The 16,711-nt window shown below is 69.2% G+C and carries 17 protein-coding genes and 1 pseudogene; 5 read left to right on the forward strand and 13 right to left on the reverse strand.

Annotated features, from left to right (window positions below; all coding sequences use genetic code 11):
• Positions 1 to 139: 139 nt before the first annotated feature.
• Positions 140 to 250 (forward strand): annotated as a pseudogene (locus AB0F88_RS24180) (hypothetical protein); the annotation flags it as partial.
• On the opposite strand, the gene AB0F88_RS24185 reads toward AB0F88_RS24180, so the two are convergent.
• From AB0F88_RS24185 to dnaB, 4 genes are all read right to left on the reverse strand, one after another.
• Positions 214 to 1,338, reverse strand: a complete 1,125-nt coding sequence (locus AB0F88_RS24185) for a glycosyltransferase family 2 protein (protein ID WP_362688116.1) — start codon at positions 1,336 to 1,338, stop codon at positions 214 to 216. The pseudogene AB0F88_RS24180 and the gene AB0F88_RS24185 sit on opposite strands and share 37 nt — an antisense overlap.
• Entirely contained in the window at positions 1,335 to 2,366 is a 1,032-nt protein-coding gene (locus tag AB0F88_RS24190) for an iron-containing redox enzyme family protein (RefSeq protein WP_362688119.1), read from the reverse strand. The genes AB0F88_RS24185 and AB0F88_RS24190 overlap by 4 nt, the downstream gene beginning before the upstream one ends.
• Positions 2,367 to 2,674: 308 nt before the next feature.
• Complete coding sequence (locus AB0F88_RS24195) at positions 2,675 to 3,214, reverse strand: isochorismatase family cysteine hydrolase (protein WP_362688122.1); 540 nt, start codon at positions 3,212 to 3,214, stop codon at positions 2,675 to 2,677.
• 517 nt (positions 3,215 to 3,731) lie between these two features.
• Positions 3,732 to 5,087, reverse strand: a complete 1,356-nt coding sequence (dnaB, locus tag AB0F88_RS24200; RefSeq protein ID WP_344744206.1) for a replicative DNA helicase — start codon at positions 5,085 to 5,087, stop codon at positions 3,732 to 3,734.
• 511 nt (positions 5,088 to 5,598) lie between these two features.
• Between dnaB and AB0F88_RS24205 the strand changes: the two genes are divergently transcribed.
• Both AB0F88_RS24205 and AB0F88_RS24210 read left to right on the forward strand, forming a co-directional pair.
• Positions 5,599 to 6,858, forward strand: a complete 1,260-nt coding sequence (locus tag AB0F88_RS24205; protein ID WP_362688126.1) for an MATE family efflux transporter — start codon at positions 5,599 to 5,601, stop codon at positions 6,856 to 6,858.
• Positions 6,859 to 7,119: 261 nt separating this feature from the next.
• Entirely contained in the window at positions 7,120 to 8,781 is a 1,662-nt protein-coding gene (locus AB0F88_RS24210) for an amino acid permease (protein ID WP_362688129.1), read from the forward strand.
• A gap of 51 nt (positions 8,782 to 8,832) precedes the next feature.
• Here AB0F88_RS24210 and AB0F88_RS24215 read toward each other — a convergent pair whose 3' ends face one another.
• From AB0F88_RS24215 to rpsF, 7 genes are all read right to left on the reverse strand, one after another.
• Positions 8,833 to 9,576, reverse strand: a complete 744-nt coding sequence (locus tag AB0F88_RS24215) for an amino acid ABC transporter ATP-binding protein (protein ID WP_362688132.1) — start codon at positions 9,574 to 9,576, stop codon at positions 8,833 to 8,835.
• Positions 9,577 to 9,649: 73 nt separating this feature from the next.
• Complete coding sequence (locus tag AB0F88_RS24220; protein ID WP_362688135.1) at positions 9,650 to 10,516, reverse strand: amino acid ABC transporter permease; 867 nt, start codon at positions 10,514 to 10,516, stop codon at positions 9,650 to 9,652.
• 169 nt (positions 10,517 to 10,685) lie between these two features.
• Positions 10,686 to 11,573, reverse strand: coding sequence for an ABC transporter substrate-binding protein (locus AB0F88_RS24225; RefSeq protein ID WP_362688138.1), 888 nt, complete (start codon positions 11,571 to 11,573; stop codon positions 10,686 to 10,688).
• A gap of 388 nt (positions 11,574 to 11,961) precedes the next feature.
• Positions 11,962 to 12,408, reverse strand: a complete 447-nt coding sequence (rplI, locus tag AB0F88_RS24230) for a 50S ribosomal protein L9 (protein WP_344744211.1) — start codon at positions 12,406 to 12,408, stop codon at positions 11,962 to 11,964.
• Positions 12,409 to 12,422: 14 nt separating this feature from the next.
• Positions 12,423 to 12,659, reverse strand: coding sequence for a 30S ribosomal protein S18 (gene rpsR, locus AB0F88_RS24235; RefSeq protein WP_012895699.1), 237 nt, complete (start codon positions 12,657 to 12,659; stop codon positions 12,423 to 12,425).
• 101 nt (positions 12,660 to 12,760) lie between these two features.
• Positions 12,761 to 13,324 carry a single-stranded DNA-binding protein gene (locus AB0F88_RS24240; RefSeq protein ID WP_350968673.1) on the reverse strand — a complete coding sequence of 188 codons (564 nt, stop codon included), beginning with the start codon at positions 13,322 to 13,324 and terminating at the stop codon, positions 12,761 to 12,763.
• A 77-nt stretch (positions 13,325 to 13,401) separates the two neighbouring features.
• The gene (gene rpsF, locus AB0F88_RS24245; RefSeq protein WP_030919721.1) at positions 13,402 to 13,692 is read right to left on the reverse strand and encodes a 30S ribosomal protein S6; all 291 of its coding nucleotides are present in this window, start codon (positions 13,690 to 13,692) and stop codon (positions 13,402 to 13,404) included.
• A gap of 257 nt (positions 13,693 to 13,949) precedes the next feature.
• Here rpsF and AB0F88_RS24250 point away from each other — a divergent pair, with 257 nt between their 5' ends.
• Positions 13,950 to 14,261 (forward strand): hypothetical protein, encoded by a 312-nt coding sequence (locus AB0F88_RS24250; protein WP_362688143.1) that lies wholly within the window; start codon positions 13,950 to 13,952, stop codon positions 14,259 to 14,261.
• A 97-nt stretch (positions 14,262 to 14,358) separates the two neighbouring features.
• On the opposite strand, the gene AB0F88_RS24255 is transcribed toward AB0F88_RS24250, so the two are convergent.
• On the reverse strand, positions 14,359 to 14,544 hold the full coding sequence (locus AB0F88_RS24255; RefSeq protein ID WP_362688145.1) for a hypothetical protein: 186 nt from the start codon (positions 14,542 to 14,544) through the stop codon (positions 14,359 to 14,361).
• A 95-nt stretch (positions 14,545 to 14,639) separates the two neighbouring features.
• Between AB0F88_RS24255 and AB0F88_RS24260 the strand changes: the two genes are divergently transcribed.
• On the forward strand, positions 14,640 to 15,398 hold the full coding sequence (locus AB0F88_RS24260) for a deoxyribonuclease IV (RefSeq protein WP_362688148.1): 759 nt from the start codon (positions 14,640 to 14,642) through the stop codon (positions 15,396 to 15,398).
• A gap of 90 nt (positions 15,399 to 15,488) precedes the next feature.
• Here the strand turns inward: AB0F88_RS24260 and AB0F88_RS24265 are convergent, their stop codons facing one another.
• Entirely contained in the window at positions 15,489 to 16,625 is a 1,137-nt protein-coding gene (locus AB0F88_RS24265; protein WP_362688151.1) for a hypothetical protein, read from the reverse strand.
• Positions 16,626 to 16,711: the final 86 nt, after the last annotated feature.

The following is a 16,711-nucleotide window of genomic DNA, read 5'->3' on the forward strand; positions in this document are numbered from 1 at the left end:
GCTCACCTGAGCTGCGAGGAGGCCCGGCACGAAACCTGGGCGGGCCGTCAAAGGAACTCCGTCAAAGGAACTCCGTGAGGAAGGCGATCGGTGTTTTTGCGCGGATGCGTCGGGCACAAGGCCTCACATGGCGCCAAAAATGGATGATTCGGTCAGCATCACCCCGTGTGAGAATGGGCCGCTGCTGATCCGGGGGCCGTTCACACTGCTCACTCAGGACGGGACCATCATCGATCCCGGCCGGGCGACGGTGGCGCTGTGCCGCTGCGGCCGATCCTCATCCAAGCCTTTCTGCGACGGCTCGCACAAACGATCCGGCTTCCGGGCCGCGAGCGAGCCCGACGCGGTGGCCTGAGCTCGTGTTCTGAGCCGGCGGGACGAGTGCGCGGCGAGCGGTATCCGGCGTCCGGCATAGAAGACCCCGCCGAGCAGGAGCCGGGTCGCCAGGGCCGGCCAGCTGCAGACGGCCCGCTCCAGCAGCCACACCGGGACGAACAGGGTGGTGGTGAAGGGAAAGACCCGCCGCCCGCCCGCGCGACGGCGGCCGAGTTCGGCCAGGCCCATCGCCACCCCGGCCCCGGCCAGGACCGGCCCCGGGCGCCGCCGCAGCAGCGCGGCGGCCAGTGCGGGCGCGAGGGCGAGAAAGAACGCCATGCGGGCCGGTTGCGCGAGGTCGTCGTAGGCCTGCCGCACCCGCTGGGACCAGAAACGGCGCGAATCGGGCGGCAGGCGGCGGACGTAGAGATCCAGGGGGCGCTCCTCGCGGCCGCCGTGGGCGCGGACGGTGCGGATGAGTTCGAGGTTCTCGAACATCACGTTCCCGTCGTAGCCGCCCATCGCCAGGAAGGTCGAGCGGCGTACCCCGAACGTACCGGGGTAGTCGGCCCCGAAACCGCGGTTGAGCAGGGTGCGGGCGCTGTCCCAGTGAGCATGCCACGGCATCGGGTCGAAGTGGTTCTGCGGGCGGACCAGGTCGGCTCTTTCCAGCAGGGCGTCGAGGCGGGCCAGTTCGCTCTCGCCGTAACGGACGTCGTCGTCGGCGATGATCACGTGTTCGGCACGCGCCCGGCGCAGCCCGGTGATCACTCCGTTGACCTTGCCGTTGGCGAAGTCGAGGTCACCGTCGGGTCGCAGGTGCAGCGCGAGGCCGTCCCAGCGGGCGGCGTGCCGGGCGAACAGCGCGGCCGGGGAGTCGTCGACGACGATGACACGGACGCTGGAGCGCAGCCGGCGCAGGTAGACGGTCAGCTCCGCCAGCCCGGCGTCGTCGTTCCAGCGCAGCGGCAGCACGTAGTCCATGTCGAGATCCGTCTCCCGATCCAGGTCCAGGCCTGTCACCGGCTCCCTGCCATCAGGTCCGCCTCACGCGCCTCGCGCAGCGAGGAGACACCGCGGCGCCAGCGATCCATGACGTGCTCGGCGAAGAGCCGGTCCAGGGTCAGGGCGCAGGCCGCGCCGTACAGGACGTCACCGGCCCGCGAGGGGTGCTGCGCCACGAAGCCGCCGCACATGTCGTGCGCCGCCACCTGCTCGTGGACGGCGTCGGCCTGCACGTGCTCATCGTAGAAACGTCTCGCCGTCTCATCCCCGCCCAGCCTGCGCAGGCCCAGGGAGTAGCTGTGGTTGGGCGCCGAGGAGGTCATCTCGAACGCCGCCAGGTGGCCCAGCAGCGCTCCGAGGTGGCGCCGGTGCAGCCCGAACAGCGACATGGTGTTGGAGATCGCCAGCGTGATTGCCGGGACCCGCTCCAGGTAGGCGCCGTAGGAGTCGTCCATGTCCAGCCCGCGCATCGTGGCCCTGAACAGCTCGGAATGCATCCGCTCGACGCGCCCGCCGCCGTACTCGTCGGCCTGGATCTCCACCAGCGCCGCCTTGGGACGGCCGCTCAGCCGGGGAATCGCCCAGGTGTGCGGGTCGGCCTCCTTGAGGTGGTAGATCGACCGGTGCGCGACGAACTCGCGGAACTGCTCCAGGTCGGCCTGCCTGGCCAGGAACGCCGACAGGCGGGGCCCCTCGTCGGCGGCCACCAGCTCGGCCAGGGCGCGCCGCATGGGCACACCCGGCGCGAGCGGCGGGCTCGGCGGGCTCGGCGGGCGCAGCACGGCCCGCGCGAGGCCCTCCTCCCATCGCCGCTCCAGCGCCTTCCTGGCCGCCAGCAGCGACGGCTCCCACTCCCACTCCTGCCGCACCTCCTCGAAGCCCTGGTAGTGCAGTTCGTAGCAGGCGAAGAGCGCCAGCTGGAGGTCCTCATCATCGACGGCCGGCCCCCCGGCCGGTACCGGTGGCGGATCGAAGGTGTGCGGCGAGCGCCTCAGCCGTTCGAAGAGCGCGGCGGTGAGAGGACCTCGGGGCGTGGGAAGCTGCATCACGATCTCCCATGGCGACGAAAGGCTCGGGTGAAGGACTCGGGGAGAAACTTGGCGGTCTCATCTTCCGGAAGGGCGTCTCGCCGTGAGGTCGCGCCGCTGATTCGCTCCCAACCCGATGGAGGTGCATGCCACGGTGACGGCGCGACCGTCGGTGCCGATGTAGCCATATACGGTCATATATGGACTTATCGAACACGCGTACCATACGCCCCTGATGCCCTCGTCTTTCCCGCGCTAACCTCCCGGCCGTACGCATGGTGAGAAAAATCGTGATCGACAACGGGAGACGGCGTGGACGCGGCCCGTCATCCCAGGCACCGGTCGGCGGGCAGGAGATCGGCGCGCATGTTGCGCTCCATCATCCGCAGTGACGCCTCGGCGAGGTCGGGGTGGATGTGGGCCACGCAGTCGGAGGCCACCCGGACGGAGAAGTCGCGCACGTAGGCGTCCAGCGCGCTGTAGAGCACGCACTGCTCGGTGACCTGGCCGGCGAGCACGACGGTGTCGATCTCCTCGCGGCGCAGCAGGTACTCCAGTGGCGTGCCGAAGAACGCGCTGTGGCGCACCTTGGGCATGAAGGCGCAGTCGTCCGGGGGAAGCACCGGCTCGACCAGGTCGGGACGCCGGCCCTCCAGGGCGCGCCGCCGCAGGTCCTCGGTCGTGGCGGTGAAGTCGCCGTGGTTGTCGTTGACGACTATCAGCCGGGCGTCTCGATGCCGGTGGGCGTGCCTCATCAGCCCCGCCAGGGGCTCCACGATCTGCTCGACGCTCTTCTCCAGGGTGTCGGCGTCCTCGTGGTCGTAGGGATTCAGCATGTCCACCACGATCACCGCAACAGCACTCATGCCCTCACCCCTCATGATCGGGTCGTGGGTGATCACGGCCATCCGTACGGGAAACCGTGATCGCCCGTGGGTCGCAACCCTGTCAGCCCTGTCCCGTCTCTTCCCTGCCGTAGCCGAGGTCTGCGCCACCTCCGCCAGGGTGGTGGAGGTCCGCTCCGGCAGTGACCGCACCGCCTCGAGCACCGCGTCGGGCGCGCCGCGGCCCCGGCCTCGGACCGCGACGTCTCTCTTCTACCTGTCTACCTGAGAGTCTTCTGCCTGCGAGCGAGCCCTTACCCGCTCCTTGGTGGGCAAACATCCACGTGAGCGGCACAGGCTCGCCGATCCGGCGAGCGCGGCGAGGACGGAGAGGACAGCAAGGACTGGGAGGAAGCGAGGGCAGCAAGGACAGGGAGGAAGCGAGGGCGGGGAGGGCGGGGCCGTGCAGTGGCCGGGTGCGCTCCGACCGAGACTCGTGGATCACCGAACCGCGGGCGGTGGCTCGTCGCGGGAAGCGAGGGCCCGCGCCACGCGAGGTCTAGTGAGGGGCCATGTCGACGAAACGGCTGTAGTGGCCCTGGAACGCCACGGTGACCGTGGCGGTGGGGCCGTTACGGTGCTTAGCCACGATCAGGTCGGCCTCACCCGCCCTGGGCGACTCGCGCTCGTAGGCGTCCTCCCGGTGGAGAAGGATGACCATGTCGGCATCCTGCTCGATGCTTCCGGACTCGCGCAGGTCGCTGACCATGGGCCTCTTGTCCGTTCGCTGCTCGGGGCCACGGTTGAGCTGGGAGATCGCGATCACCGGGACCTCCAGCTCCTTGGCGAGGAGCTTGATGGCCCGGGAGATCTCGGAGACCTCGTTCTGGCGGCTCTCGGTCTTCTTCGGCGAGGACATCAGCTGCAGGTAGTCGATGATGACGAACCGCAGGTCGTTGCGCTGCTTGAGGCGGCGGCACTTGGCCCTGATCTCCATCATCGACATGTTGGGCGAGTCGTCGATGAACAGCGGGGCCTCGGCCACCTCGCCCATCCGCCGGGCCAGCTTGGCCCAGTCGTCGTCGGTCATCGTGCCCGATCGCATGGCGTGCAGCGCCACCCGCGCCTCGGCCGACAGCAGACGCATCGTGATCTCATTGCGCGACATTTCCAGCGAGAACACCACGGTCGTCATGCCGTGCTTGATAGCGGCAGATCTCGCGAAATCCAGCCCCAAAGTCGACTTGCCGATGGCGGGACGGGCGGCCACGACGATCATCTGGCCGGGGTGCAGGCCGTTGGTGAGGGAGTCGAGGTCCTGGAAGCCGGTGGGGACTCCGACCATCTGGCCGCTCCGGCCGCCGATGGCCTCCAGCTCGTCGAGGGCACCCGGCATGATGTCGGCCAGCGGGATGTAGTCCTCGGAGGTGCGGCGCTCGGTGACCTTGTAGATCTCCGCCTGGGCGCGGTCGACGAGGTCGTCGACCTCCTCGTCCTGACCGCCGTACCCGTAGGAGACGATGCGGGTGCCGGCCTCGATTAGGCGGCGGAGGATGGCCTGCTCGCGGACGATCCTGGCGTAGTAACCGGCGTTGGCCGCGGTCGGGACGACGGCGGTCAGCGTGTGGAGATAGGCGCCGCCGCCGATCCTGGCGACCTCGCCCCGCTTCTGCAGCTCGTCGAGGATGGTGACGGCGTCGGCGGGGTCGCCGCGGCCGTAGAGGTCGGTGATGATGTCGTAGATGATCTGGTGGGCCGGACGGTAGAAGTCGTCGGACCGCAGGATCTCGACCACGTCGGCGATGGCGTCCTTGGACAGCAGCATGCCGCCCAGGACCGACTGCTCGGCCTCGATGTTGTTCGGCGGGGTGCGCTCGAATCTCGGCTCGAAGACCGGCGGCTCCGCGATGCTCACCACACACCCCCTCTTTCGAACACAGTTACGTTATCTCTATTTGTAGCCGATCGGGGTGACAGTTTCGCGGCTCCGCGCCCGGCTGGCAACGCGGCCTGTCGACAGAGGTGTGGATAAGCTGTGCACTTCTTCCCCAGAGGTGTGGGCACCCTGGGGACAGTATTGTGGATAACTCTTGTCCACAGCTGTGGATAACCCTCTGACCAGGGAAAACGTCATCCACCGCCTGTGGAGAAAAGAAAGTTGGCACGACACGCCGAAAGTCGCCCCAGATGACACCCCCTGACGGGTTCATCCCACTGAAGATCCACCCGAAGGTAAGAGGCACAATGGATGAGTGCCTCTTACTCCTCGATCTGGCCGATCCGAGCGGTTCCGGTCCGGCCGATCCGGTCGGTCCGGCGAATCAGGTCGGTCAGGTGGATCCGGTCGGTCCGGCCGATCCGATCGCTCAGATAGATCCGGTCGGTCCGGTGGATCCGGTCGCGACCATGACCGGCAGATCCTGCGGTTGGCACTGCCCGCGTTCGGCGCCCTGGTGGCCGAACCGCTGTTCCTGCTGACCGACACCGTCGTCGTCGGCCGCCTGCCCGCCCCCGCGCTCGGCGCCCTGGGAGTGGCGAGCACGGTACTGAGCTTCCTCGTTGGGCTGTGCGTGTTCCTGGCGTACGGCACGACCGCGGCGGTGGCGCGGCAGATCGGGGCGGGCGAGACCGGGCGGGCGCTTCGGCAGGGGGTGGACGGCCTCTGGCTGGCCGCCGGGGTGGGACTGGCGATCATCGTGGTCGTCTGGCCCCTGGCGCCCACGCTGGTTCATCTGCTCGGCGCCGAGGGCGAGCTCGCCCGGCAGGCGGTGACCTACCTGCGGATCAGCCTGCTCGGTGTCCCCGCCATGCTGCTGGTGCTCGCGGGCACGGGCGTGCTGCGCGGCATGCAGGACACCGCCACCCCGCTGCTGGTGTCGGTGGGGGCCTTCGCGCTGAACGCCGTGCTCAACATCGTGTTCGTCCTGGGACTGGGCTGGGGGATCGCGGGCTCGGCCTGGGGCACCGTGCTGGCCCAGTCGCTCGCCGCCGCCGTCTATCTCCTGCTGATCCTCGTCCGGTACCGCGCGCCGTTCCGCCCCGACCTGGCGGGCGTGCGGGCGGCGGGCTCGGCCGGAATCGCTCTGATCATCCGTACGGCGTGCCTTCAGCTGGTACTGGCCGTCGCGACCGCCGCGGCCACCCGCATGGGAGAGCAGCAGATCGAGGCGCACACCGTCGCCATCAGGATCTGGACCCTGATGGCGTTCGCCCTGGACGCGATCGCCATCGCCGGGCAGGCGATCACCGGCCGCGCGCTGGGCGCCGGCGACGTGGCGGGAGCCCGCGGCGCGACCGGGAGGATGGTGGTCTGGGGGGTCGGCTCGGGCGTGCTGCTCGGCCTCCTCATCGTGCTGGCCAGGCCGTTCGTGCCCGCGCTGTTCGACGCCGGCCCAGTCGTCTCCGTGGAGTTGCTCGACCTGCTCTGGGTGGTGGCCGCCCTGCAGCCCGTCGCCGGGGTGGTGTTCGTGCTGGACGGCGTGCTGATCGGGGCCGGAGACCGGCGCTACCTCGCCTGGGCGGGGGTGTGGACGACGATCGCCTACCTGCCCGCCGCGTTCCTGGTGGACCTGCGGGACGGCGGCCTGGTGGCGCTCTGGCTGGCGCTCGGGCTGTGGATGACGGCCCGGCTGGTCACCCTGTCGACGCGGGCGTACGGCAGGGCGTGGCTGGTGGTCGGCGGCTGAGCGGACGAAACGGCCGGAACGGCCGGGTGGGCGCCGGGACGGCGAGAAGGCGGGCGGCAGGTAGTTCGCCTGTGACCGACGGTGTCCGCCGGGCAGGTGATCCAGGCGTGACACTGTGGTGTCCACGACGTGACCGGATAACCCTTGTCCGGTGGAACTCCCCTGCGGCACTGTGAAACGAGTCCAACAATATAGGGTTATCAGCCCACCACGATTGGTCACGTCGTGCCCGAAGGTCCTTCTTCGTCGATCGTTCGCCGCATGCCGCCGGGCCATGCCACAGGCCGGTTGACCGGTGCGCGCCACGGCCTCCCCACGGCCTATCGCGGGGCGGACCTCATCGTCCTCGGCGTCGGGGTCATGATCGGCGCGGGCATCTTCGGCCTCGCCGGCCGCCAGGCCGCGAACATGGCCGGACCGGGCGTGATCCTCTCTTTCATGATCGCGGGAATCACCAGCCTGCTCGTGGCCTTCTGCTTCGCCGAGCTGTCCTCCGCCATGCCGAGCTCGGGAAGCGCCTACACCTTCGCCTACGTCATCTTCGGCGAGGTCTGGGCCTGGGTCGTGGGCTGGGCGCTGGTCCTGGAGCTCCTGCTGGCCACGGCGGCGGTGGCCCGCGCCTGGTCGCTCTACGCCGCCCAGATGCTCACCGACCTCGGCGTGCGCCTTCCCGAGGTGATCGCGGGCATGGTCGGCCAGACCACGGGTTTCGACCTGTTCACGCTGTTCATCCTGGCGATCCTCACCGCCGTGGTGGCCCTGGGCGCCCGCGTCGGACTGCGCACCCTGTGGGTCATCGTGGTCGCCAAGCTGCTGGCCATCGGCGCGGTCATCGTGGTCGGAGCCCTCCACTTCGACCAGCGCAACCTCGCGGCCATCCCGGTGCCGGCGGTGCCCGCGGGGAGGGCAGAGGAAGCCCTGCACTCCCCGCTGCTCGGCCTCCTCCTCGGCCAGACGGGCACGTTCGGCTGGTTCGGCATCTTCGCCGCCTCGGCGGCCATCACCTTCGCGTACATCGGCTTCGACGTCGTGGCCACCGCCGCCGAGGAGTCCGAGGACGCCCCGCGGTCGATCCCGAAGGGCATCATCCGCGGGCTGGTGCTCACCACGGTCATCTACATCGCGGTCGCGGTGATCATGGTCGGGATGACCCCGTATGACAAGATCTCCACGGACGCCCCGCTCGCCAGCGCCTTCCGCGAGGCGGGCGAGGGCTTCATGGTGCACGTCATCAACATCGGGGCGGTGCTCGGCCTCACCACCGTCGTCCTGGTGCTGCTCGTCGGCCTGACCCGCGTGCTGTTCTCCATGGCGCGCGACGGGCTGATCCCCCGCTCGCTCTCCAAGATCAACCGTAGCTACCGCAGCCCGACGAGGGTAACGGTGATCATCGGCTTCCTCGCGATCCTGCTGGCCGAGTTCGTGGACGTGCTGACGCTCGAACCGCTGGTCGTGATCGGGGCCCTGTTCGTGTTCATCGCCGTGGCCGGCGGGGTGGTCAGGATGCGGCAGACGATGCCGGACCTGCCCCGAGGCTTCCACACCCCGCTCTCTCCCGGCGTGCCGATCGCCTCGATCCTCGCCTGCCTGTGGCTCATGGTGAACCTGCAGCTCATCACCTGGCTGTACTTCATCATCTGGATGGCCTTCGGCGTGCTGGTCTACCTGGTGTACGGAAGGCGCAACAGCGTGCTCGCCACGACGGCGCGGCCTCTCCCCGAGCCTCCCGCGCGTCCCGCCCCGGAGCGCTACCAGTACGGCCCCGGGGACGGACGGACGGGCCCGCCCGGACCACCCGGCCCGCCCGGCCCTCCGTTCGGTCCACCCGGTCCTCCGTTCGGCCCGCCCGGCCCGCCCGGCCCTCCAGGCGGTCCCGGCGGTCCCGGATCCGCCGCAGGGCCCCGCGGCAGGCACCGCCGCTGAGATCATCCGCCGAGACCTGGACGAGCCCCGGAACCCGGGAGCCGGAAGAGGTCAAAGGCGCCGGGCGTCGATCACACTCTGCACGAACTCCCTGGTACGGGGCTCACGAGGATCGGTGAAGATCTGCTCGGGGGTGCCTCGTTCCAGGAGCACGCCGCCGTCGAGGAAGCAGACGGTGTCGGCGATCTCCCGGCAGAAACCCATCTCGTGGGTGGTCAGGACCATGGTCATGCCCCCCTCCTTGAGCTCCCGGATGATCCCGAGCACCTCCTTGACCAGCGCCGGGTCCAGGGCCGAGGTGACCTCGTCCAGCAGCATCAGGCGAGGCTGGGTGGCCAGGGCCCTGATGATGGCGGCACGCTGCTGCTGGCCACCGGAGAGCTGGTCGGGGTAGGCGTCCGCCTTGTCCGCCAGGCCGAACCTGTCCAGCAGGTCGCGGGCCTGCGACTCGGCCTGCTTCCTACCCGTCTTGTGCACCTTGCGCGGCGCCAGCGTGATGTTGTCCAGCACGCTCATGTGCGGGAACAGGTTGAACGCCTGGAACACGATGCCCATGCGCTTGCGCACGCCGTCGGGATCGGTCCTGGCATCGGTGATCTCCTCACCGTCCAGGGTGATCGTGCCGTCGTCGGCGGTCTCCAGCAGGTTGACGCAGCGCAGCAGGGTGGACTTGCCGGAGCCGGAGGCGCCGATCAGGCACACCACCTCGTGCGGCTCGACCTCCAGGTCGATCCCGCGCAGCACGTTGTGGCCGCGGTAGTTCTTCCACAGGCCCTCGATGGTCAGCAGGCTCATGCCCTCTCCTCCCGTGCCGCCGCCGTCCCACCGGGCGGCGGGACGCTGCCTCCGTACGCCCCGGTCCGCCCGCTCACTGGCCCCGCCGCCGCTGCGAGCGGGCCGCCAGGTAGTCGGTGAAGCGGGCCATGGGGATGGTGAGCAGGATGAACAGCAGCGCCGCCGCCAGGTAGGGGGTGTAGTTGAAGGTGCTGGCGACGTGGATCTGCGCCTGCCGCAGCGCCTCCAGGGGACCGATCGTGGCGACGAGCGCGGTGTCCTTCTGCAGCGAGACGAAGTCGTTGAGCAGCGGCGGCACCACCCGGCGCACGGCCTGCGGAACCACCACGTGGCGCATGGTCTGGCCGTGACTCAGCCCGAGGGACCGGGCTGCGGCCCGCTGACTGGGGTGCACAGACTCGATGCCGGCCCGGAAGACCTCCGCCACGTACGCGCCGTACGAGAGGGTGAGCGCGATGATGCCCAGCGTCGCGAGGTCCGTCGGCGTGCCCTGCAGGCCGAGTGCGGGCAGGCCGAAGCCGACGAGATAGATGACGAGGATCGTGGGCACGCCGCGGAAGACGTCGGTGTAGATCACCGCGAGAGCGCGCAGTGGGAAGAACACCGGCGCCGTGAGGTTGCGGGCCAGCGCGACGAGCATTCCCACCACGAGGATCAGCGGCTCGGCGATCAGGAAAATCTTGATGTTGAGCAGGAACCCGCTCAGCACGTCCGGCAGCGCCTCGGTGAACTGGTCGAGGTCGAAGAACGTCTCCCGCACCCGGGGCCAGCCGGGCGAGGTGGTGAAGAGCCAGAGCAGCAGGACGATCACGAGGATCGTCGAGACCGTCGCGACGGAGCCCGAACGGATCGACGACCTCCTGCGGAGCCGTTCCCGCTCCAGTTGCCGCTCGCTCTTCGCCCAGCCGGCGGGATCCCCCGGGTGCTCGTCGCTCCTCATCGAGCGCCGTCGTGACGCGGACCGTACGCGCTCCGCGCCCGCGGCGAACCTTCGGCCCCGGCCCCGGCCCCGGCCCCGATTACGGCTGCGGCTGCGGCTCTACCTCCGGCCGTGGTCCCGGCTGCGGGCATGAGCATGGGCATGGGCGACGTCGGAGGGGACTCCAGGGTCACTTCAGCTCCGGTGCGCCTGCGGCGGAGCCGAGCCACTCGGTCTCGATCTTCGCCAGCTCACCGGAGGCGGTCAGCTCGTCGATGGCCTCGTTGACGCAGCCCACCAGCGGGCTGCCCTTCTCGAAGACCGCGCCGAAGACCTCGGGCTCCCCGGAGGCCGCGCCGAACTGGCCGACGATCTTGGAGTTCTCGACCTGGGCCGCGGTCACGTAGAAGGCGGTGGGCAGGTCGACCACCACGGCGTCGACCTGCTTGTTCTTCAGCGCGTTGACGGCGTCGATCTGCTCGTTGTAGACGTTGATCTCGGTCGACGGCTTGATGACGTCCTTGACCGCCTGCAGCGAGGTGGTGCCGATCTGCACGCCGATCTTGGCGTCCTTCAGGCCCGCCAGGTCCGTGGCGGAGGCGACCTTGGAACCGTCCAGCGCGACCACGGCCTGCTTGACCGTGTAGTAGCCCTTGCTGAAGTCGACGACCTTGGCACGGTCGGGGGTCACCGAGACCTGGTTGACGTCGAAGTCGAACTGCTTGGCGCCCGGCGCGAACGCGGAGTCGAACTTCACCGTCGCCCAGGTGACGTCACCCTTGGCGAAGCCCAGCCGGTCCGCGACGGCGTAGGCGACCGCGCTCTCGAAGCCCTTGCCGTTGGCCGGGTCGTCGTCGCTGAACCACGGATCGTAGGCGGGCTTGTCGGTGCCGATGGTCAGCTTGCCGGGGGTCTTCAGCGCGGGACTGTCCTTGGCGCAGGCGCTGGGAGCCGTGGAGGTCCCTGAGGCGCCTGAGGACGCGGGGCTCGCCTGGGTCGCCGTTTCCGAGGCCGGCGCACAGGCCACCGCGGTCGCCGCGAGGGCACCGAGCGCGAACAGCGTCGAGGGACGGACCATGACAAAACCTCCAGGCCGAAGCAACGGTTCCCGAATTGTATGTACTCGCAGTGACCTGGGGTAACGGGTATCAGAATATGAAATTTCCCGGCGGAAAAGGGGGTTTCCGCCGGTCCCCAGGGTCCGCAGGAGGGCCGGGAAGGCCGGTATCCACCGGCTTTCCGGGCCGGCGGGAGGACGGCCGGCGGGAGGAGGTCGGCGCGAGGGCCGGGAAACGGCGACGGCAGGGAAACGGCGACGACCGGAAAACAGCGAGAACCGGGAAGCAGTCAGAACCGGGAAACGGCGACGGCTGGAAAACGGCCAGGACCGGGAAACGGCCAGGACCGGGAAAGGACAAGGGCCCCTCCCCGCGAACGGGAGAGGGGCCCTTGTCGCACGGGGCCTGTCAGGCCGCGACGACCTCGACATCGAGGGACGCGGAGACCTCCGGGTGCAGCTTGACGCTGACCCGGTGGGAACCGAGGCTCTTGATCGCGGAGGCGATCTCGATGCGACGGCGGTCGAGCAGGGGGCCACCGGCGGCCTTGACGGCCTCGGCGACGTCACCCGTGGTGATGGAGCCGAAGAGGCGGCCGGACTCGCCGGCCTTCGTCTTCAGGACCACCTTCAGGGCCTGCAGCTGGCCGGCGACCTCCTTGGCGGTGCCAAGGTCGCGAATCTCGCGAGCGTCACGGGCCTTCTTGATCGAGGAGATCTGCTTCTCGCCGCCGCGCGTCCAGAGGATCGCGAAGCCGCGGGGAAGCAGGTAGTTGCGGCCGTAGCCGCTCTTGACCTCGACGATGTCGCCAGGGGCGCCGAGGCCGGTGACCTCACTGGTGAGAATGAGCTTCATCTGTCCGGACCTCCTTAGCGCGCGGTGCTCATGTACGGCAGGAGCGCCATCTCACGAGCGTTCTTGATAGCGGTCGCCACGTCACGCTGGTGCTGGGTGCAGTTGCCCGTCACCCGGCGGGCACGGATCTTGCCGCGGTCGGAGATGAACTTCCGAAGCAGCGCCGTGTCCTTGTAGTCGACGTAGGAGATCTTGTCGTGGCAGAACAGGCAAACCTTCTTCTTAGGCTTGCGCAGTGCCGGCTTGGCCATCGTGGTGCTCCTTTCAGAGCCCCGCCGTCAGGCGGGAATGGTCGCTGCGGATATGGACTGGGATGTCGGGACGCCGTGGTGGCCGTCCCGGAAAGGCGTCCCTAGAAGGGCGGTTCGTCGCTGAAGTCGCCGCCGCCGAAGCCGCCGCCACCCTGCTGCTGCTGACCGCCGCCGCCCCCGTAGTTGTTGCCGCCGCCGCCGGAGAAGCCGCCACCTTGCGGTGCGGCCGGCGCCGCGGAGGCCCACGGGTCGTTGGCGGGGCCGCCACCGAAGCCGCCACCGCCGCCACCGCCCTGACGGGCGGTCTTGTTGACCTTGGCGGTCGCGTTTCTCAGGGAGGGGCCGACCTCGTCGACCTCAACCTCGTAAACGGTGCGCTTCTCGCCTTCCTTGGTCTCGTAAGACCTCTGGCGGAGCCGTCCCTGAACGATGACCCGCATGCCGCGCTGGAGGCTCTCGGCGGCGTTCTCCGCCGCCTGCCGCCACACGTTGCAGGTCAGGAACAGGCCTTCGCCGTCTTTCCACTCGTTGGTCGTCTTGTCGAGGAACCTCGGAGTGGACGCGATGCGAAACCGGGCCACCGCTTGCCCCGTGGGGGTGAAGCGCAGCTCCGGATCGTCGACGAGGTTGCCGACGATGGTGATCGTGGTGTCGCCTGCTGCCATGGCTAGCGCTGCCCTTCCTGCGGCCTTCGCTGGTTATCGGCTCAGAGTACGGCTGCCGCCCGACAAAATGCCGGAGATTAGTGCACGTCCGGGCGCAGGACCTTGGTGCGCAGGATTCCCTCGTTGAGGTTCATCTGCCGGTCGAGCTCCTTGACCGTGGCGGGCTCGGCGCTCAGGTCGATGACGGCGTAGATGCCCTCGGGCTTCTTCGCGATGTCGTAGGACAGCCTGCGGCGACCCCACACGTCGACCTTCTCCACGGTGCCGCCGTCGTTGCGGACGACCGTGAGGAACTGGTCGAGGGAAGGGGCGACCGTACGCTCATCGAGCGAGGGGTCAAGAATGACCATCACTTCGTAACGGCGCATGCTGACTTCCAACCTCCTCTGGACTCTTGCGGTCACGACACCGTGCCGTGACAGGAGGACGCTGACGTACTTCACCTCGGGCTCCCATTTCGGCGCTCGGGGTGGAGGGTGGGCCATGACACACCCATTCGACGTAGCCGTGCCAGCCTACCAGTCCGGCAAGGGTTGGGCCGTCACCTCGCCGGGCACGTCCCCATCAGGGGAAACGGGTAGGTCCCGGTGGGACACGTCCTCACCGGGAAAGGGGGGCGGGGAAGATGCCGCATGCGTCCGGACACGGCCGGAGCGGGCGTTCCCGGTTCAGGCTGAACAGCGACGGGCGGCGCCACCCCCTGGAGAACGCGCTGAGCGTCTGCACGATCCTCTGCGGGCTGATCGCCTTCGTGGCCGGGCTCTTCCCCGCGGCGCACTCCGTCGCGTCGTTCCTGGGGGTGCTGGGGTTCTTCGGCGGCCTCTACTCCCAGTACGTCTCCGCGACGACGCCGGAGCGCACGCTGAACATCGTGGGCATCGTGGCCTCGTTCGTCGGTGTGGCCTTCGGCATCCGCAACGGGGGTTTCCTCCCGTAGGGTCCCGAACCTGACGAGGGCCACACCGGCGAAGGTCGTGCCGCGGCGTCCAGGCCACGCGGGCCGGGCCGACGGGCGGCACGCGGACGGGGAACGGCTAGCCGGCCAGGCGCAGATCCACGCCCAGCAGGATGAGGAACCACAGGAACACCGCGAGCAGCGCCTCGGCGATGTCCTTCAGGAGCGCGGGGGTGATGTATTCGTACACCCAGGCGACATAGAGGCCGATCAGGATGTAGATGAGGCCGATGAGACTGATCCCTCTGCGATAGCGAGCAGCCACTTGGAACTCCTTGGGGTCGGCCCGTGGGGGCGGGCGGTGGGGCGCGACCTGCGACTGCCCCTGCCCTCGGCGTTGAAACGGCTACTCTCGGATACATGCCGCTTATCGGAGCTCATGTCGACCAGGACGACCCGCTGGCGCACGCCAGAGCGCGCGGCGCCGAGGTCGTGCAGTTCTTCCTCGGTGACCCGAAGGGGTGGAAGGCCCCGGTCATCGGTGAGAAGACGCGGGAGATCAAGGACTCGGACGTGGAGGTCTACGTCCACGCCCCTTACGTGATCAACGTGGCGACCGCCAACAACCGGGTGCGCATCCCCAGCCGCAAGCTGCTGAGCTCGCACCTCGCGGCGGCGGCCGAGCTGGGCGCCCGGGGACTGATCGTCCACGGCGGGCACGTCGGCGCCGGGGACGACCCGCAGACCGGCTTCGACAACTGGCGCAAGGTGTTCGAGCGCCTGGAGGGGCACGAGGTCCCCGTGCTCATCGAGAACACCGCGGGCGGCGGCAACGCGATGGCGCGCAAGCTCGAGCGCATCGCCCGGCTGTGGGACGCGCTCGACGGCTTCGACGTGGGCTTCTGCCTCGACACCTGCCACGCCCACGCGGGCGGCGAGGATCTGGCGGACGTGGTCGAGCGGGTCATGGCGATCACCGGCAGGATCGACCTGATCCACTGCAACGACTCGCGCGACGCCTTCGACTCCGGCGCCGACCGGCACGCGAGCCTCGGCGCGGGCCAGATCGACCCCGAGCTCATCCTGGGGGTGTGCCGGAGCGCGAACGCCCCGATCGTGGTGGAGACCCCCTTCGACGGCCAGGCCGAGGACATCGCCTTCCTCAGGACGAAGCTCTAGGAGACTCCGGAACCAGGATTGATCCACAGCCTGTGGATAACTTCATGGGATTACTTTTCCCGAAGAGTGGGTAAGGAGAATTCCCGCCGTTCAGCCCACCCAGGCCCCGTCGGCGAAGATCAACACGTTGAGCGCCATCAGCGGGCCCACCACCAGGGCGTAGACGAGGATGACCCACCGTTTCCACGGCGCCGGTCCGCCGCTCGCCCTGGCGATCAGGATGAAGAGCGGCCACCACAGCAGCGCCGAGCGCGGGACCGACAGATAGTAGGCCGAGCACAGCAGGGCGCCCACCTGGAGCCCCACGTAGACGAACTCGCTCCACCTCCGCAGGAAGAGCAGGACCAGAACGAGCCCGACCCCGACGGCCGCCCCCGCGATCTCCATCCGGAACGCCCAGGCCATTCGCCCCTCGCCCGCGGCCGCGTTCAAGGTCGTGCTCAGCGACTCCCAGGGCCACACCATGTGACGCCCCCAGCCGGCCTCCTGCGCGCTCTTCCAGGCCAGCCAGTCGCCCGTACGGGAGTACTGGTAGGCGGAGTAGAGCGCCGGCGGCACGAACGGCAGGAGCAGCCACCCCGCCCGCCGCAGGGGCTGCCTGCGGACGAGGAACTCCACGATCAGCGCGACGGCCAGGAACAGGCCGGTGATGCGCACGCAGGAGGCGCCCGCAGCCAGGGCCGCGGCGAGCGGCCAGCGGCCCTGACGTGCCGCGAGCCAGGCCGGGACGGCGAAGGCCAGGAAGAGCGACTCGCTGTAGCCCGCGAACAGGAACACCGCCATCGGCCAGAGCAGCAGCGCCAGCACCGCGCGCCGGCCGGTTCCCTCCGGCCCCTCCAACTCGGCCAGCCTGGCGAGCGCCGCCATCGCGACGGCACCGGCCACCAGGGAGATCAGCAGACCGGCGAGCGTCCAGTCGTCGATCACGAGATGCACCGCGCGGAGCATCAGCGGCATTCCGGGGAAGAAGGCGGGCAGCCCCCTGTCGGGCTCGCTGCCCGGGACACCGTCGTAGCCGTGCTCGGCGATGGTGATGAGGAGGTTCGCGTCCCAGTTGCGCCAGCGCTCCAGGAACGGCTTCGGTACGGCGTCCCCCTCCATCAGCGCCTGCGCGCCGACGGCGACCAGGACGACGATTCCCAGACGGGAGGCCAGCCAGAGCAGCAGCCCTTCCGTCGCGGTGTCGCGCGGAGGGGTCTCGCGAGGGGGAGCGGAAGGAGTGGTCACAAGGTCGAATTGTTCCGGATCAGCTCGACGGACCGCCAGACTCGGACTCTCGCCGAACGGGCCCATCTTGTCTCCTGCCGCCTCGG

Source organism: Streptosporangium sp. NPDC023963, assembly GCF_040639135.1.
In the GTDB taxonomy this organism is placed as follows: Bacteria; Actinomycetota; Actinomycetes; order Streptosporangiales; family Streptosporangiaceae; genus Streptosporangium.

What these genes read in the sequence shown, in the direction of transcription:
- AB0F88_RS24190 (WP_362688119.1), bottom strand. Translation starts at nt 2,366, where the DNA reads ATGCAGCTTCCCACGCCCCGAGGTCCTCTCACCGCCGCGCTCTTCGAA.
- AB0F88_RS24195 (WP_362688122.1), bottom strand. Translation starts at nt 3,214, where the DNA reads ATGAGTGCTGTTGCGGTGATCGTGGTGGACATGCTGAATCCCTACGAC.
- AB0F88_RS24210 (WP_362688129.1), top strand. Translation starts at nt 7,120, where the DNA reads ATGCCGCCGGGCCATGCCACAGGCCGGTTGACCGGTGCGCGCCACGGC.
- AB0F88_RS24215 (WP_362688132.1), bottom strand. Translation starts at nt 9,576, where the DNA reads ATGAGCCTGCTGACCATCGAGGGCCTGTGGAAGAACTACCGCGGCCAC.
- AB0F88_RS24220 (WP_362688135.1), bottom strand. Translation starts at nt 10,516, where the DNA reads ATGAGGAGCGACGAGCACCCGGGGGATCCCGCCGGCTGGGCGAAGAGC.
- AB0F88_RS24225 (WP_362688138.1), bottom strand. Translation starts at nt 11,573, where the DNA reads ATGGTCCGTCCCTCGACGCTGTTCGCGCTCGGTGCCCTCGCGGCGACC.
- rplI (WP_344744211.1), bottom strand. Translation starts at nt 12,408, where the DNA reads ATGAAGCTCATTCTCACCAGTGAGGTCACCGGCCTCGGCGCCCCTGGC.
- rpsR (WP_012895699.1), bottom strand. Translation starts at nt 12,659, where the DNA reads ATGGCCAAGCCGGCACTGCGCAAGCCTAAGAAGAAGGTTTGCCTGTTC.
- AB0F88_RS24240 (WP_350968673.1), bottom strand. Translation starts at nt 13,324, where the DNA reads ATGGCAGCAGGCGACACCACGATCACCATCGTCGGCAACCTCGTCGAC.
- rpsF (WP_030919721.1), bottom strand. Translation starts at nt 13,692, where the DNA reads ATGCGCCGTTACGAAGTGATGGTCATTCTTGACCCCTCGCTCGATGAG.
- AB0F88_RS24250 (WP_362688143.1), top strand. Translation starts at nt 13,950, where the DNA reads ATGCCGCATGCGTCCGGACACGGCCGGAGCGGGCGTTCCCGGTTCAGG.
- AB0F88_RS24260 (WP_362688148.1), top strand. Translation starts at nt 14,640, where the DNA reads ATGCCGCTTATCGGAGCTCATGTCGACCAGGACGACCCGCTGGCGCAC.